The sequence below is a fragment of the uncultured Roseovarius sp. genome (assembly GCF_913054395.1).
Classification (GTDB): domain Bacteria; phylum Pseudomonadota; class Alphaproteobacteria; order Rhodobacterales; family Rhodobacteraceae; genus Roseovarius.
The window spans coordinates 1-14,928 of record NZ_CAJXIP010000085.1; the positions used below are offsets into that span (position 1 = coordinate 1).

Here is a 14,928-nt window from a genome sequence, read left to right on the forward strand (position 1 = left end):
GATATAGGCGAGATAAGGCAAGGCCACCGAAACCGAGATCAACGCCAGCTCAAAGCGCGCGAAAAACGCCATCACCCAGACCGCGATCCGCGCCGCCAGCCAGCCCACAAGGGCGCCGCCCGCAATCAGTATCGGAAACTGCGCAAAGGCATCGCTCAGGGTCGGGTCAGGCATGCCAAGACGCACGAACCCCATGAACAGCCCGAAAAGCGCAATCGCCGCCGCGTCATTCAAAAGGCTTTCGCCCTCGATGATCCGCGACAAGCGTCGCGGTGCCGAGATCGAGCGGAAAATGCCGACCACCGCCGAAGGGTCCGTGGTGCTGACAATCGCACCGATCAAAAGACAGGCCGCAATCGGCAACGTGCTCGCCGCGGAAAGCGCATAGCCGACCGCCAGCGTCGCCACCACGACAGCAACCACCGCCAGCACAAGGATCGGCACCCAGTCATCCAGCATCCGGCGCGGATTGACCCCTAGCGTAACCTGAAACAGCAGCGTCGGCAGGAACACGTACAAAAACACGTTCGAGCGGATCGGCAATGCCAGAATCGCCTCGGCCACCGGATTAAGCGCATCGGTCAATTCGGTGCGCAAAAAGAAAATCGCCGCCACGCCGATCAACATCCCCAGACAGGCCAGGATAACGCTATAGGGAAGGCGCAAATAGGCAGCCAACGGGTCCGCCGCCGCTATGACCAGAAAAAGCGATGCAATGATCGTGGTGACAAGAACAATATCCATATCACTGAAATAGATGAAAAATCATCGCTGTGAAATCACGCTTATCGGGGCACGCGCCCCCACATGCGCCATTTCCCGCCGCCCGCACAGGCAAATGGTCCAATCGCATGACAATCGGCATCGATGCGCGTCCGGCCAGCACCAAAGCGTCGGTATCAAAGGGTTGGAATGGTGGGTGATAAGGGATTTGAACCCCTGACATCTTCGATGTGAACGAAGCGCTCTACCACTGAGCTAATCACCCGCCGTGGGGGTTATTAGCGTCAGTCCGCGCCCGGTGCAACCTGATCTTTCACGCCTGTATCATCATCGCCGTCCAGCGCCGAGACCACATTCGCCCCGCCGGTTTTTGACTGGCGGATCTTGGTAACGATCACCCGCGCGTGGGCCATGTCCCTGATCCGGTTCAGCTTGACCTTGCCGAGCGGTTTCAGGTTCATCTCGCGCCCTTCGGCCAGGGCCTCGCCCAGGATTTCGAGCACGGCTTCGACCACCGGTTTGGCCAGTTTCTTTTTGACCTCTGCGCGGGTAACCACCTTGTCTAAAAGCTCTTGCTTCCTAAGCTCCGGGCCAGCGTCAACGACCGGGTTTTCGGTGACGACCACCGGTTTGATACTCTCTGCTGCATTCCGTTTCGACGGGGCCGCCGTGGTGGCGTCCTTAGGCGTGGCTTTGCGGCTGGCCGATGTGCTGCGTCGCGTGCTCATTTGATGCCTCAATTATTTGTTTTATGGAAACAATCTAGCGCGCGAGGCGTGAAATTACCAGCGACAGTTGACGAAACGGCGTTTTGACGGGGAAATATCACAAGCGATTTTTCAAACCGGGGGCCAAGACGTCAAAGCCCATTGCCACCGCAAATTTCGCACGAAACCATCTGAGCCCATCTGCCAAAGCGACCTTGCATTGCTGAGCGTCCTGACCGAGCGCCTTCAAAGGCGTGCGATACGCTCTTTCAGAAGGACGAGGATGGCGTCGCTGTCACAGCCGTAAAGATAGACGGCGCCAAGCCCTTTCCAGTGCCAGAAGGCACCGGGAACGATCCGTCCTCCGTCATGGTTGATCTTGAGACGTAGCGCCCCCAAGGGTCGCGGCGGCGTGTCATGCCTGTCCATCCAACCGGGGATCTCGATGCTCTCTATCTGCGAAAACAACAGCTGCGCGCCGACCGGCAGAAACCGCATGCCCTCGGAATCAATCCAGATTTCATGCACATTTCGAACCGACTTGATGCAATAGATCGCGAGACCGATCATGATAAAAGCGGACCAGAACACTTTGCGCTCATAGGGCGGCCCTGACAGCAAAAAGACAACACTGCCAAGAACGCCCAAAGTCATACACCCCAGACCGAGCGCCATGACCAGCCGCCGCCGCACGGAAAAAACCTGCTCTTCACTCATACTGAAACTCCACTTCGGAACAAGAAAAAGCCCCGGTAAAAACCGGGGCTTTCTTATCTGCTGTTTAATGTGCGGTGGCGCCTGCGCCCCCGCCGCCCTTGGCCATTGTGGCCTCGGTGGCGGCGGCCTCTTCGGCGGCCTCGTCCCATTCGACTGGCTCGGGCTCACGCACGAGCGCCAGCTTGAGAACATCGCGCACATGATCGACCGGGATAATATCGAGACCCTCTTTGACATTGTCAGGGATCTCGACCAGGTCCTTCTCGTTCTCGCGCGGGATAAGCACGGTCTTGATACCACCACGCAGCGCCGCCAGAAGCTTTTCTTTCAGCCCCCCGATCGGAAGCGCATTACCACGCAACGTAACCTCACCGGTCATCGCGATGTCCTTGCGCACCGGGATACCGGTCAGGACCGACACGATCGAGGTGACCATGGCGAGCCCGGCACTCGGGCCATCTTTCGGCGTCGCGCCTTCGGGCACGTGCACGTGGATATCCCACTTTTCGAACCTGGGCGGCTTGACCCCGATTTCAGGCGCAATCGAGCGGACATAGCTTGATGCCGCATCAATCGATTCCTTCATCACGTCGCCAAGCGTGCCGGTGGTTTTCATCCGGCCCTTGCCCGGCAGGCGCAGCGCCTCGATGTTCAAAAGCTCACCGCCGACCGAGGTATAGGCAAGCCCGGTGACAACACCCACCTGATCGCTTTCCTCGGCCAGACCGTATTTGTACTTTCTGACACCAAGGAAATCGCTGAGGTTCTCAGAGGTGACCCTGATCTGCTTGTCTTCGCCCTTGATGATCCGGGTCACGGCCTTGCGCGCCACCTTGGCGATTTCGCGCTCAAGGTTCCGCACCCCCGCCTCGCGGGTGTAATAGCGCACCATATCGGTGAGCGCCTCATCGGTCAGCTCGAACTCACCCTTGCGCAGGCCGTTATTCTTGACCTGTTTGTCGATCAGGTGCTGCTTTGCGATCTCGCGCTTTTCATCCTCGGTATAGCCCGCCAGCGGAATGATCTCCATCCGGTCCAGAAGCGGCCCCGGCATGTTGTAAGAGTTCGCCGTGGTCAGGAACATGACGTTTGACAGGTCATATTCGACCTCAAGATAGTGGTCGACAAAGCTGCTGTTCTGCTCGGGATCGAGCACCTCAAGCATCGCCGATGCCGGATCTCCGCGGAAATCCTGCCCCATCTTGTCGATCTCATCCAGAAGGATAAGAGGATTTGTCGTCTTGGCCTTTTTCAGCGCCTGAATGATCTTGCCCGGCATCGAGCCGATATAGGTCCGGCGGTGACCGCGAATTTCGGACTCGTCACGCACGCCGCCAAGCGAAATGCGGATGAATTCGCGCCCGGTGGCCCGCGCAACCGACTTGCCAAGGCTTGTCTTGCCCACACCCGGCGGGCCGACAAGGCACATGATCGGCCCCTTCAGCTTTTTGCTGCGCTGCTGCACCGCAAGGTATTCGACGATCCGCTCCTTGACCTTGTCCAGACCATAGTGATCGGCATCAAGCACGTTCTGCGCGCGGCCCAGGTCTTTCTTGACCCGGCTCTTCACGCCCCACGGGATCGACAGCATCCAATCGAGATAGTTGCGCACAACCGTCGCCTCGGCGCTCATCGGGCTCATGTTCTTGAGCTTCTTGAGCTCGGCTTCGGCCTTTTCGCGCGCCTCTTTGCTCAGCTTGGCCTCGGCGATTTTCGCCTCAAGCTCGGCCACTTCGCCTTCGCCCTCTTCGCCATCGCCCAATTCCTTCTGAATGGCCTTCATCTGCTCATTCAGGTAATATTCGCGCTGTGTGCGCTCCATCTGGGATTTGACGCGGGTCTTGATCTTTTTCTCGACCTGCAGGACGCTCATTTCGCCCTGCATCAGCCCATAGACCTTTTCAAGCCGTTCGCTCACGCTCAGGGTTTCAAGCAGATCCTGCTTCTTGTCGACCTCGATACCAAGGTGCCCGGCCACCAGATCGGCCAGCTTCGCGGGCTCTTCGGATTCGGTGACGGCAGCAAGCGCCTCGTCGGGGATGTTTTTCTTGACCTTGGCATAGCGCGCGAATTCATCGCCCACCGTGCGCAACAGCGCCTCGATGGTTGTGGCATCGCCCGGCATCTCGGTCATATACTCGGCGCGCGCCTCGAAGAAATCTTCATTCTCAAGGTATTCGGTGATCCGCACCCGCGCCACGCCCTCGACAAGCACCTTGACGGTGCCATCGGGCAGCTTCAGCAGCTGAAGCACATTGGCCAGCACACCGGCACGGTAAATACCGGCTTCGTCCGGGTCATCAATGCCGGGGTCGATCTGGCTGCTCAGAAGGATTTGTTTGTCGTCCTGCATCACCTCTTCCAGCGCGCGGACAGATTTCTCGCGTCCCACGAAAAGCGGTACGATCATATGCGGGAAAACCACGATATCACGCAGCGGCAGCACCGGGTACGAGGCGTTTAGGGGGTCTTGCATGCTCATTTCCTGTTCTTGGCAAGAGGATACCGGCCCCGATCATTCAGCAGCCACGATCCTCTCCGTTTCTAGGGTGGTAATTGGGGCGCGACCGACCCCATTTCAACCGCTTTGCCCGTAACAATGCCTTGCGCATCGCCCGACTACAAGCATCAAACCCGCCGAATTTCGCGCAAATCCCCCTGCGTTCTGGCAACTTTTGACCCACCAAAGGGTCTCTGACTGCCAAAATCCCGGTTTCCTCAAAGGTTTCGCCAAAATTTCACCATATTTCCTGACCAGTATTGTTTCCGAAAAGCAAACAGTTTTGCACATCCTCCACGAGTGGAACATTACCATGAACGTCCAGACCAACATTTCCGCCGCCGAGCTCGACGAGGCAAACTACTACTCGGTGCGCGACACCTCATATCAGGACCTGTTGGTTTACGCCGCCCGTAACAGTGGCCGCTCGGTTCTGCAAATTCATCGCGAATTCCGCCGGATGGCGAAATCCCATAGTCGGCTGAACATGGTCGAATATATCCGTCACGGCCTGTTTCGCCATGACGATTTCACCGACGAACAACGCGCGGCCTATATCTCGAATGACCTGCACTGGCCCATGACCCATATCTGCAACAACCGCGGCTGGGCAACGGTTGCCGAAGACAAGGTACTTGCCAGCACACTGCTGTCTGCCGGTGGCGTTCCGGTGCCCGATGCCCTGGCCGTGATCGACACTTCGCCGCGCAGCTATCCCGGACTGGTCAAGATCAGCACCCCGGACCAGCTTCGCGACATGGTCGTTGCGAACATCGAGGGCGGGCTGTTCGGCAAGATCGTAGACGGCATGGTCAGCTTTGGCGCCTTCCGGGTCGAATCCGCCGATGCCACACATCTGATCTGCTCGGGTCACGCGCCGATGACCTATGACACCTTCATGACCAATTTCGTGGGGGGCAATGCCTATGTGCTGCAACGCAATCTGGCAAACCATCCCGAGATTGCGCGTTATGCCTCTGCCCTGGCCACGGTGCGCATGGTCAACATGGTAACCGACAACGGGGTCTATTGCCCGCTGGCCGTCATCAAGCTGCCACAGGGCGACAACATCGCCGATGCCTTCTGGCGCCCCGGCAACCTGGCCTGCGAGGTGGATGTCGCCACCGGCAAGATCCTCAATATCGCCGAGCGCGCCGCGCCCGAGGTCACCCTGCACGAGGATCATCCCGCCGCGCCGGGCCTCAACGCCCTGACCCTGCCGCATTGGGACAAGCTTGTGGAGATCAACGCCGAGGCCGCCCGCGTCTTCGCGCCGATCCGCTATCAGTCGACCGACATCGCCATCACCCCGGATGGCCCCGTGATCGTCGAGCTGAACTATGGCGGCGGTTTTGATCTGCCGCAATACGTCAGCCGCCGCGGCATGCTCACCCCGCAGGTGCGCGACTTCTTCCAATCCCACGGCTGGTCGTTCAGCGCCCCCGCCAAACGCAGGCTTCCGTTCTTCGGGCGCAAATAGGGCACGTGCCTTTCGGGGCGTCGGGATCGTTCGGGACAGGGCCTTCAGATGTTGCGCGGCCAACCGCTAGAGCGGCTCGATATCGCCCTCGGCGCGCCCGGCGTGAAAGCCGGCCTCCCACTCGGCAAATCGCGCGTTGGCAATGGCATCGCGCATGCCCGCCATGATGTCCTGAAAGTAATGCAGGTTATGCCAGGTCAGCAACATCGAGCTAATGATTTCCTGGCTGCGGAACACATGATGCAGATAGGCGCGCGAATAGTTGCGGCACGCCGGACACCCGCATGCCTCGTCAAGCGGGCGCGGGTCGTCCTGATGGCGCGCGTTCTTGATGTTGAGGACGCCCCGGCGGGTAAATACCTGGCCCGTGCGCCCCGAGCGGGACGGCAGCACGCAATCCATCATGTCGATGCCGCGCTTGACCGCGCCGACAATATCGTCGGGCTTGCCCACCCCCATAAGGTAGCGCGGCTTGTCCTGCGGCAAAAATCCGGGCGCGTAATCAAGCACGCCGAACATCGCTTCCTGCCCCTCGCCGACGGCAAGCCCGCCGACCGCATAGCCGTCAAAGCCGATCGCCCTGAGGGCCTCGGCGCTTTCCTCGCGCAACTCGGGCGTCACCCCGCCCTGCATGATCCCGAACAGCGCATGACCGGGCCGGTCGCCAAAAGCGTCCTTTGACCGCTGCGCCCACCGCATGCTAAGGCGCATGCTTTCAGCGACGGCCTTTTCCGTGGCCGGAAGCGCCGGACATTCGTCAAAGCACATGACGATGTCGCTGCCCAACAGCTTTTGGATCTCCATCGAGCGTTCGGGCGTCAATTCGTGCCTGGAGCCGTCGATATGGCTTTTGAAGGTCACACCCTGCTCGGTCAGCTTGCGCAGGCCAGCAAGGCTCATCACCTGAAAGCCGCCCGAATCTGTCAGAATGGGACGGTCCCAGTTCATGAACCTGTGCAAGCCGCCAAGCCGGTCAATCCGCTCGGCACCGGGGCGCAGCATGAGATGATAGGTATTGCCCAAGAGGATATCGGCCCCCGTCGCACGCACGCTTTCCGGCATCATCGCCTTGACGGTCGCCGCCGTGCCCACCGGCATGAAGGCGGGTGTGCGGATCTCGCCGCGCGGCGTGGAGATCACCCCGGTGCGCGCAAGCCCGTCGCTGGCCTGCAAGTCGAAACTGATCCGCGCTGTCATAATTTGACCCCTATTTGCTTTTATCCCCCCTTAAAGCGATTTACCCCAGCTTGTAAAATGACCAAAAGGGCCGCATCTTGCAAAAGTGCCATTTGCGGCAGTTCGCGTGACTTTTTGAGGGACAAAAATGTTAGAAGATCAGATCATGGAACTGCTGTCGTCCAACCTGCTGTACGTCCTGGTGGCCGCGCTGATCATCATCACCGTGCTGCGCAGCGTCAAAATCGTTCCGCAATCCGAACAATTCGTGATCGAGCGTTTTGGCCGCCTGCATGCGGTTCTCAAGCCCGGCATCAACATGATCGTGCCCTTCCTCGACAAGGCCGCACATCGCATCTCGATCCTTGAACGCCAACTGCCGACCGCCAGCCAGGATGCCATCACCAAGGACAACGTGCTGGTGCAGATCGACACCTCGGTCTTCTACCGCATCACCGAGCCAGAAAAGACTGTCTACCGGATCCGCGACGTCGATGCCGCCATCGCCACCACCGTCGCGGGCATCGTGCGCGCCGAGATCGGCAGAATGGACCTCGACGAGGTGCAATCAAACCGCAACGAGATGATCGGCACCATCAAGCAATTGGTCGAAAGCGCAGTGGATGACTGGGGCATCGAGGTAACGCGCGCCGAACTCCTTGACGTGAACCTTGATCAGGCCACCCGCGACGCAATGATGCAACAACTCAACGCCGAACGCGCCCGCCGCGCGCAGGTGACAGAGGCCGAGGGAGCCAAACGCGCCGTCGAACTCAATGCCGACGCCGAGCTTTATGCCGCCGAGCAGATCGCCAAGGCCCGCCGCATCACCGCCGATGCCGAGGCCTATGCCACCAGCGTTGTCGCCAAGGCCATCGCCGAGAACGGGGTCGAGGCCGCGCAATATCAGGTCGCGCTGAAACAGGTCGAGGCGCTCAATGCGCTTGGCGCAAGCCCGTCCTCCTCGACCATCCTTGTGCCCGCCAACGCGCTTGAAGCCTTTGGCGACGCTTTCAAGATGCTGAAAGGCAAAGCATGATGCTGGGCGGGGTTGCGATCTGGTCGCTCTGGTGGGTCTGGTTTGCCGCCGCCCTTGCGCTTGGCATCCTCGAGGTGATCGCGCCGGGGTTCATCTTTCTGGGCTTTGCCATCGGCGCGGCGCTTGTCGGGCTTTTGTTGCTTGGCCCGCTCGCGCCGGGTTTTGCGGCGCTGCTTGCAATCTTCGCGGTGCTGTCGCTTGTGGCATGGCTGTTGCTGCGCCGGTTTTTCCGCGCACCGGGCGGCGATGCCCGCAGGATCAAGACCGACATCAACGACTAACTTCGCCAGAAGGGCGCGCTTGAAATTCCTCCCCAACCATGATGTGACTGGGCGCCCAAAGGCGTAACATCCAGCACATCACGCCCCATGACCTTGCCAAGGAGTTCCCCCGCATGACCACCCCCGACACCCCGCAGCCGCTGCAATTCGGGTGGGAAGAATGGGTTGCCCTGCCCGGCCTGGGCGTGCCCGCCCTCAAGGCCAAGGTCGATACCGGCGCGCGCACGTCGGCGCTTCATGCCTTCGATATTGAAACCTTTGGCCCGGTGTCCAAACCCAAGGTCCGCTTCACGGTCCACCCGATTCCGGGACGTGACGACCTTGTGATTCCCTGCTCTGCCAGCATCATCGACCGCCGCGATGTGACCTCGTCGAACGGCGAGCGCGAGTTGCGCTATGTGATCTCGTCGCAGCTTACCGTGGGTGGCGACAGCTGGCCGATCGAGATTACCCTGACCAACCGCTCGACCATGGCAAGCCGGATGTTGCTTGGGCGTCAGGCACTCAAGGATCACATCTCGATCGTCGCCACCGACCGGTTCCTTCAACCCGAACTTAGCTATGACGTCTATCACTCGGCCCGCATGCGCAACGAACAGCCCAAGCGCGCCCTGCGCATCGCCGTTCTGAGCCGCGAGGACAATTATTCGACCCGCCGTCTTGTCGCCGAAGGCGAGGCGCGCGGTCATACCGTCGAAGTCATCAACACGACCCGCTGTTACATGGCGATCAATGCCATGGCCCCCGAGGTGCATTACGACGGCAAGCGCCTGCCCCGGTTCGATGCCGTGGTGCCGCGCATCGGCGCCTCGATCACGCCCTATGGCACCGCCATCATCCGGCAGTTTGAAACCATAGGCACCTATTGCGTGAATTCCAGCGCCGGCATCACCTCTAGCCGCGACAAGCTTTATGCCCATCAGCTTATGGCGCGCGCCAAGATCGGCATGCCCAACACCGCATTCGCCGCCTCGCCGCATGACACATCGAACCTGATGGGGCTTGTCGGCACCGCGCCGCTTATCGTCAAGCTGCTGGAATCGACGCAAGGAAAAGGCGTGGTTCTGGCCGAGACCAAGAAGGCTGCTGAATCGGTGATCGACGCGTTTCGCGGCCTCAAGGCCAACTTTCTGGTGCAGGATTTCGTCAAAGAGGCCGCGGGCGAAGATATCCGCTGTCTGGTGATCGGCGGCAAGGTCGTGGGCGCGATGAAACGCACCGGCGCCGAGGGCGACTTCCGCTCGAACCTGCATCGTGGCGGCTCGGCCAAGGCGGTGCGGATCACCAAGATCGAGCGCGACACCGCGATCCGGGCGGCCAAGGTGTTCGACCTCAACATGGCCGGTGTCGATCTGTTGCGCTCTGAATCCGGGCCCAAGGTGCTTGAGGTCAACTCTTCCCCCGGCTTTGAAGGAATCGAAAGTTCGACCGGCAAGGATATCGTCGGCGCGCTTTATGACATGATTGAATCGCGCGTGCGCCCCGCCCCGGTACGGCGTCGTAAATCCAGCAAAACCGCCGAAGACTGATCGGCCGCGCGCGCCTCTGGACGAAGCGCTTTATAAATCCTATATGTTTGGTCAGGATAACCGGCAGGACAAGATGATGAACAATAGCCCCGAACCCCTCGAAGGCGCGCCCCTGATTGCGCCCTCCAGCACCGACCACCCACTCTATGACCAGGTGGTTGAGGCCTGCCGCTCGGTCTATGATCCGGAAATTCCGGTCAATATCTTTGATCTCGGTCTGATCTATACGATTGATATTGACGGTGAAAACGCCGTCAACATCACCATGACCCTGACCGCGCCCGGCTGTCCTGTGGCGGCTGGGTCGCCGAGGCAATCGAGCCGCTTGCCGGCATCAAGCAAGTCGATGTCCACCTTGTATGGGAACCGCCCTGGGGCATGGATATGATGAGCGACGAAGCCCGGCTTGAACTTGGCTTCATGTAATCAAACCAACGGATTGGAAGGCAAACCTCATGTTTGGCATCCCCGGAAAACAGGCCGTGACCATCACCCCGGCCGCCGCTGCGCAAATTGCAAAACTGATGGGCCGTGACGGCCATCAGGGACTGCGTATTGGCGTCAAGAAAGGCGGCTGCGCGGGCATGGAATATACCATGGAATACGTCACCGAGGTTGACCCGCATGACGAGGTGGTCGAGGTTGACGGCGCGCGCGTGATGATTGCGCCGATGGCGCAGATGTTCCTGTTCGGCACCCAGATTGATTATGAGGTATCGCTGCTGGAATCCGGGTTCAAGTTCAACAACCCGAATGTCACCGAGGCCTGCGGCTGTGGTGAATCCATCAAGTTCGCGGGCATGTAGGCCACCAACCACAGCCCCCCGCTATATCGGCTCCAACCCCCTCTGGCTCTTGCATTTTTGGCCCTGCCGGAGGACAAGGCTAGCGTCAACAAGAGGGGCATGCTCATGAAACGCAAACTCGCCGCAGGCAACTGGAAGATGAACGGCACCACCGCCAGCCTTGCCGAGGTAAAGTCGCTTGTTTCAGGCCATGCCGCGCCCTCTGTCGATATCCTGATCTGCCCCCCCGCGACCCTGATTGCGCAGGCTGCGGGAATCTGTTCGAAAAGCCCCATCATGATCGGCGCACAGGATTGTCACGCCGCGCCCTCGGGCGCGCATACCGGCGATTTATCGGCCCCTATGCTGGCCGATGCGGGGGCTGGCGCGGTGATCCTCGGACATTCGGAGCGTCGCGAAAACCACAATGAAACCAGTGATATGGTGGCCCAAAAGGCCATGGCGGCCCATGCTGCGGGGCTGATCGCAGTGGTCTGTCTCGGCGAATCCCTGGCACAGCGCGAAGGCGCCCATACCCTTGACGTCATCGCCGAACAACTGGCCGGCTCGCTTCCTGATGGCGCCACGGGGGCCAATACGGTGCTCGCATACGAGCCAATCTGGGCCATCGGCAGCGGCCTGACGCCCACGCTGGCGCAAATCGGTGAGGTGCATGATTTCATCCGCTCGCTTCTTGGCGAACGCTTTGGCGCGCAAGCGGCTCAGGATTTCCGCCTGCTCTATGGCGGTTCGGTCAAGCCGGGCAATGCCGCCGAGATTTTCGCCACCTCGAATGTCGATGGCGCACTGGTCGGCGGGGCAAGCCTGAAATCCTCAGACTTCTCCCCTATTATCAGGGCATTGGAAGCTTGAGTTAAAGCGGCAACATGGTGGTCGACTTGATCTCTTCCATCGACAAAAGCGCGGTAACATTGTGCACCTTCACCTCTGAAATCAGCGCCTGATAGAAGACGTCATAGGCGCGCGCATTGGCGACCCGCACCTTGAGGATATAGTCGATATCGCCGGCCAGACGGTGTGCTTCCTGCACTTCGGGGCGATCATTCAACGCCTTGAGAAACGCCTTTTGCCAGGTCGCATCATGCTCCGAGGTGCGGATCAGTACAAAGAAACAGGCCTCGAACCCCAATGACTCTGCATCGAGCAGATAGGTCTGCTGCTTGATCACCCCGGCCTCGCGCATCTTGCGAATCCGGTTCCATACCGGGGTCTTGGAACTGCCGATATTCTTGGCAATATCGTCGAGCGACTGCCCCCCGTCCTGTTGTAGCTGTACAAGGATTTTTCGATCCAACTCGTCCAGACGAACAGCCATTCCAATTTTCCTTCAACGTTGGAACATCCCACCCAAAGCCATCGCAAGAAGGAACGAATGTTCTTATTGATGCCCACATATGGCGCATATGTGGGAATATTTCCTATATTGAGGACGAAGTCAAACCAATCCGAGGCGAGCCCCGATGAAGCATTTCCCGATCTTCCTGGCCGTAGAGGGCCGCCGCATCGTCCTGTCGGGCGGCGGCGATGCAGCCTTGGCCAAACTGCGCCTGCTTCTCAAGACCAAGGCCCACCTTACCGTCTTCGCCTCTGCGCCCGCGCCAGAGATCGAAAGCTGGGCCGCCGAGGGTCGCCTGCGCCTGATCCGCCGCGCGATGGGGCCGGGCGATGCGCTCTGCGCCACGCTGTTTTACGCCGCCGACGAAGACCGGGCCGAAGATGCCCGCACCGCCGCCATCGCAAAGGCCGATGGGGCCCTGGTGAATATCGTCGACAATCTTGGCGACAGCCAGTTCATCACCCCCGCGATCGTCGATCGTGACCCGGTCACGGTTGCGATTGGGACCGAAGGCGCCGCGCCCGTTCTTGCCCGTGCCATCAAGGCCGATCTGGAAGAGCGCCTGCCGGCGAGCCTTGGCACATTGGCGCGCTTGGGCAAGGCCTTCCGCCGCGCGGTCGAGATCCTGCCCATGGGACGGCCGCGTCGTGATTTCTGGGCGGATTACTATTTCGCCGCCGGTCCCCGCGCCCTTGAGCGGGGCGGTGAAGACGAGATCAAGACCACGCTGCAAGACCTTCTGGATAAACACGAAATCGCGCCAGAGCGCGAAGGCCATGTGGCCTTTGTCGGGGCCGGTCCCGGCGATCCCGAATTGTTGACCCTCAAGGCGCGCAAGGCGCTTGATACCGCCGATGTGGTGATCCACGACCGGCTTGTCACGCCCGAGATCCTTGAACTGGCACGCCGCGAAGCGATCCTGATTGACGCGGGCAAAGAAGGCTTTGGCCCCTCGATGAGCCAGGACGAGATAAACGCATTGATCGTGACCCACGCCCGCACCGGGGCGCAGGTCGTGCGACTCAAGGGCGGCGACCCCACCGTCTTTGGCCGCCTTGACGAGGAAATCGACGCGGTGACCGAGGCCGCGATCTCATGGCATGTGGTGCCCGGAATCACCGCCGCCTCGGCAAGTGTCGCGGCCATCGGTCAAAGCCTCACGAAACGCGGGCGCAATGCCTCGGCGCGGCTTTTGACCGGCCATGACATGAAGGGCTTTGCCGATCATGACTGGAGCACGCTTGCCCGTCCTGGCGAGGTGGCCGCGATCTACATGGGCAAGAAATCGGCGCGCTTCATTCAGGGCCGGCTGATCATGCACGGCGCCGAGCGCACCACGCCGGTCACCGTCATCGAGAACGCCAGCCGCCCCGATCAGCGCATTCTTGCGACCACGCTCGACATGCTTCCCAACGCCCTGGCAGAGGCCAATATCACCGGCCCCGCCCTTATGTTTTACGGCCTCAGCCCGCGCGCGGCTCAGGTCAGCCTTAACCAGATCAAACAACAGGAGCTTGCCTGACATGGCCCGCGACTTTACCCCCAAAGTTGTCACTGCAAATGCCCTGATCGAGGGCGATGTGGTTTATTTCACCGCCGATAACCGCTGGACCCGGCACCTTGCCGAGGCAGAGGTTCTGACGGACGAGGCCGATGCCGACCTGCGTCTGCTTCAGGCCCAGGCCCAACCCCATCTGACCGTCGGCGTCTATCTGGCCGATGTCACCCCCGGCGCGACCGGCCCCGAACCGACGCACTTCCGAGAGGATTTCCGCCGCAAGGGTCCCTCGAACCTTTTTCATGGCAAACAGGCCGACGGCCTGGCGCACGCCTAAGCCCCGCGCAGGAGACATAAGATGTATCATTACAATGACTTCGACGCCGCTTTTGTGGCGACACGCAACCGCCAGTTCCGCGCCCAGGTCGAGCGCCGTATCGACGGAAGCCTGACCGAGGACGAATTCAAGCCGCTGCGCCTGATGAACGGTCTTTACCTGCAACTGCACGCCTACATGCTGCGCGTCGCCATTCCCTATGGTTCGCTCGATGCGGCGAAACTGCGTCAGCTCGCCTATCTGGCCGAGCGGTTCGACAAGGGCTATGGCCATTTCACCACCCGCACCAATATTCAGTACAACTGGCCGCAACTGCGCGATGTGCCGGATATGCTTGATGCCCTGGCCGAGGTCGAGATGCACGCCATCCAGACCAGCGGCAACACGATCCGCAACGTGACCTCGGATCATTTCGCCGGTGCCGCCGCGGATGAGATCGAAGACCCGCGCCCGGTGGCAGAACTGATCCGCCAATGGTCGACCGACCACCCCGAGTTTCAGTTCCTTCCGCGCAAGTTCAAAATCGCCGTGATCGCAAGCGACACCGACCGCGCCGTGATGAAAAGCCACGACGTCGGCCTGCGCATTGTCGAGCGTGACGGCGAGCGCGGTTTCGAGGTCTGGATCGGCGGCGGCATGGGGCGCACGCCGATGGTGGCCAAGCGTCTGCGCGAGTTCCTGCCGCGTGCTGATCTGCTGCCCTATCTCGAGGCGATCCTTGCGACCTATAACCGGATCGGGCGACGCGACAACAAGTACAAGGCGCGCATCAAGATCCTCGTCCACGAGACCGGCGTCG

Annotated in this window: 15 protein-coding genes, 1 tRNA gene and 1 pseudogene; 10 read left to right on the plus strand and 7 right to left on the minus strand. The window is 60.4% G+C overall.

Annotated elements, in window-relative coordinates:
• The 5 genes from QZ522_RS12260 to lon all read right to left on the minus strand — a co-directional run.
• A partial coding sequence (locus QZ522_RS12260; RefSeq protein ID WP_294611779.1) for a cation:proton antiporter occupies positions 1–744 on the minus strand: 744 nt, incomplete at its 3' end.
• Positions 745–913: 169 nt separating this feature from the next.
• A tRNA-Val gene (locus tag QZ522_RS12265) sits at positions 914–988 on the minus strand.
• Between the two features lie 19 nt (positions 989–1,007).
• On the minus strand, positions 1,008–1,451 hold the full coding sequence (locus tag QZ522_RS12270) for an HU family DNA-binding protein (RefSeq protein ID WP_294611782.1): 444 nt from the start codon (positions 1,449–1,451) through the stop codon (positions 1,008–1,010).
• Between the two features lie 225 nt (positions 1,452–1,676).
• The gene (locus tag QZ522_RS12275; protein ID WP_294611785.1) at positions 1,677–2,147 is read right to left on the minus strand and encodes a hypothetical protein; all 471 of its coding nucleotides are present in this window, start codon (positions 2,145–2,147) and stop codon (positions 1,677–1,679) included.
• A 64-nt stretch (positions 2,148–2,211) separates the two neighbouring features.
• Positions 2,212–4,623 (minus strand): endopeptidase La, encoded by a 2,412-nt coding sequence (gene lon / locus QZ522_RS12280; protein WP_294611788.1) that lies wholly within the window; start codon positions 4,621–4,623, stop codon positions 2,212–2,214.
• Positions 4,624–4,960: 337 nt separating this feature from the next.
• On the opposite strand from lon, the gene QZ522_RS12285 reads away from it, so the two are divergent.
• Positions 4,961–6,127, plus strand: coding sequence for a sugar-transfer associated ATP-grasp domain-containing protein (locus QZ522_RS12285; protein WP_294611791.1), 1,167 nt, complete (start codon positions 4,961–4,963; stop codon positions 6,125–6,127).
• A 66-nt stretch (positions 6,128–6,193) separates the two neighbouring features.
• Here QZ522_RS12285 and tgt read toward each other — a convergent pair whose 3' ends face one another.
• Positions 6,194–7,324 (minus strand): tRNA guanosine(34) transglycosylase Tgt, encoded by a 1,131-nt coding sequence (tgt, locus tag QZ522_RS12290; RefSeq protein WP_294611794.1) that lies wholly within the window; start codon positions 7,322–7,324, stop codon positions 6,194–6,196.
• 127 nt (positions 7,325–7,451) lie between these two features.
• Here tgt and QZ522_RS12295 point away from each other — a divergent pair, with 127 nt between their 5' ends.
• The 6 genes and pseudogenes from QZ522_RS12295 (at position 7,452) to tpiA (ending at position 11,810) form a co-directional block, all read left to right on the plus strand.
• On the plus strand, positions 7,452–8,342 hold the full coding sequence (locus QZ522_RS12295; protein WP_294611796.1) for an SPFH domain-containing protein: 891 nt from the start codon (positions 7,452–7,454) through the stop codon (positions 8,340–8,342).
• Complete coding sequence (locus QZ522_RS12300; protein WP_294611798.1) at positions 8,342–8,623, plus strand: hypothetical protein; 282 nt, start codon at positions 8,342–8,344, stop codon at positions 8,621–8,623. The genes QZ522_RS12295 and QZ522_RS12300 overlap by 1 nt, the downstream gene beginning before the upstream one ends.
• Positions 8,624–8,736: 113 nt before the next feature.
• On the plus strand, positions 8,737–10,152 hold the full coding sequence (rimK, locus tag QZ522_RS12305; protein WP_294611801.1) for a 30S ribosomal protein S6--L-glutamate ligase: 1,416 nt from the start codon (positions 8,737–8,739) through the stop codon (positions 10,150–10,152).
• Between the two features lie 76 nt (positions 10,153–10,228).
• Positions 10,229–10,578, plus strand: a pseudogene (locus tag QZ522_RS12310) (iron-sulfur cluster assembly protein).
• A gap of 29 nt (positions 10,579–10,607) precedes the next feature.
• Positions 10,608–10,958 (plus strand): iron-sulfur cluster assembly accessory protein, encoded by a 351-nt coding sequence (locus QZ522_RS12315; protein WP_294611804.1) that lies wholly within the window; start codon positions 10,608–10,610, stop codon positions 10,956–10,958.
• A 105-nt stretch (positions 10,959–11,063) separates the two neighbouring features.
• Positions 11,064–11,810 (plus strand): triose-phosphate isomerase, encoded by a 747-nt coding sequence (gene tpiA, locus QZ522_RS12320; RefSeq protein WP_294611807.1) that lies wholly within the window; start codon positions 11,064–11,066, stop codon positions 11,808–11,810.
• Between the two features lies 1 nt (position 11,811).
• On the opposite strand, the gene QZ522_RS12325 is transcribed toward tpiA, so the two are convergent.
• Complete coding sequence (locus QZ522_RS12325) at positions 11,812–12,273, minus strand: Lrp/AsnC family transcriptional regulator (RefSeq protein WP_294611810.1); 462 nt, start codon at positions 12,271–12,273, stop codon at positions 11,812–11,814.
• 145 nt (positions 12,274–12,418) lie between these two features.
• On the opposite strand from QZ522_RS12325, the gene cysG reads away from it, so the two are divergent.
• From cysG to QZ522_RS12340, 3 genes are all read left to right on the plus strand, one after another.
• Positions 12,419–13,816, plus strand: a complete 1,398-nt coding sequence (gene cysG, locus QZ522_RS12330) for a siroheme synthase CysG (protein WP_294611812.1) — start codon at positions 12,419–12,421, stop codon at positions 13,814–13,816.
• A gap of 1 nt (position 13,817) precedes the next feature.
• Positions 13,818–14,129 carry a DUF2849 domain-containing protein gene (locus QZ522_RS12335; protein ID WP_294611815.1) on the plus strand — a complete coding sequence of 104 codons (312 nt, stop codon included), beginning with the start codon at positions 13,818–13,820 and terminating at the stop codon, positions 14,127–14,129.
• Positions 14,130–14,150: 21 nt separating this feature from the next.
• A partial coding sequence (locus QZ522_RS12340) for a nitrite/sulfite reductase (RefSeq protein WP_294611819.1) occupies positions 14,151–14,928 on the plus strand: 778 nt, incomplete at its 3' end.

Bases quoted from the DNA above. Each gene is read 5' to 3' on its own strand.
- tpiA (WP_294611807.1), top strand. From the start codon at position 11,064: ATGAAACGCAAACTCGCCGCAGGCAACTGGAAGATGAACGGCACCACC.
- QZ522_RS12295 (WP_294611796.1), top strand. From the start codon at position 7,452: ATGTTAGAAGATCAGATCATGGAACTGCTGTCGTCCAACCTGCTGTAC.
- QZ522_RS12335 (WP_294611815.1), top strand. From the start codon at position 13,818: ATGGCCCGCGACTTTACCCCCAAAGTTGTCACTGCAAATGCCCTGATC.
- rimK (WP_294611801.1), top strand. From the start codon at position 8,737: ATGACCACCCCCGACACCCCGCAGCCGCTGCAATTCGGGTGGGAAGAA.
- cysG (WP_294611812.1), top strand. From the start codon at position 12,419: ATGAAGCATTTCCCGATCTTCCTGGCCGTAGAGGGCCGCCGCATCGTC.
- lon (WP_294611788.1), bottom strand. From the start codon at position 4,623: ATGCAAGACCCCCTAAACGCCTCGTACCCGGTGCTGCCGCTGCGTGAT.
- QZ522_RS12325 (WP_294611810.1), bottom strand. From the start codon at position 12,273: ATGGCTGTTCGTCTGGACGAGTTGGATCGAAAAATCCTTGTACAGCTA.
- QZ522_RS12300 (WP_294611798.1), top strand. From the start codon at position 8,342: ATGCTGGGCGGGGTTGCGATCTGGTCGCTCTGGTGGGTCTGGTTTGCC.
- QZ522_RS12315 (WP_294611804.1), top strand. From the start codon at position 10,608: ATGTTTGGCATCCCCGGAAAACAGGCCGTGACCATCACCCCGGCCGCC.
- QZ522_RS12275 (WP_294611785.1), bottom strand. From the start codon at position 2,147: ATGAGTGAAGAGCAGGTTTTTTCCGTGCGGCGGCGGCTGGTCATGGCG.
- QZ522_RS12285 (WP_294611791.1), top strand. From the start codon at position 4,961: ATGAACGTCCAGACCAACATTTCCGCCGCCGAGCTCGACGAGGCAAAC.
- tgt (WP_294611794.1), bottom strand. From the start codon at position 7,324: ATGACAGCGCGGATCAGTTTCGACTTGCAGGCCAGCGACGGGCTTGCG.
- QZ522_RS12270 (WP_294611782.1), bottom strand. From the start codon at position 1,451: ATGAGCACGCGACGCAGCACATCGGCCAGCCGCAAAGCCACGCCTAAG.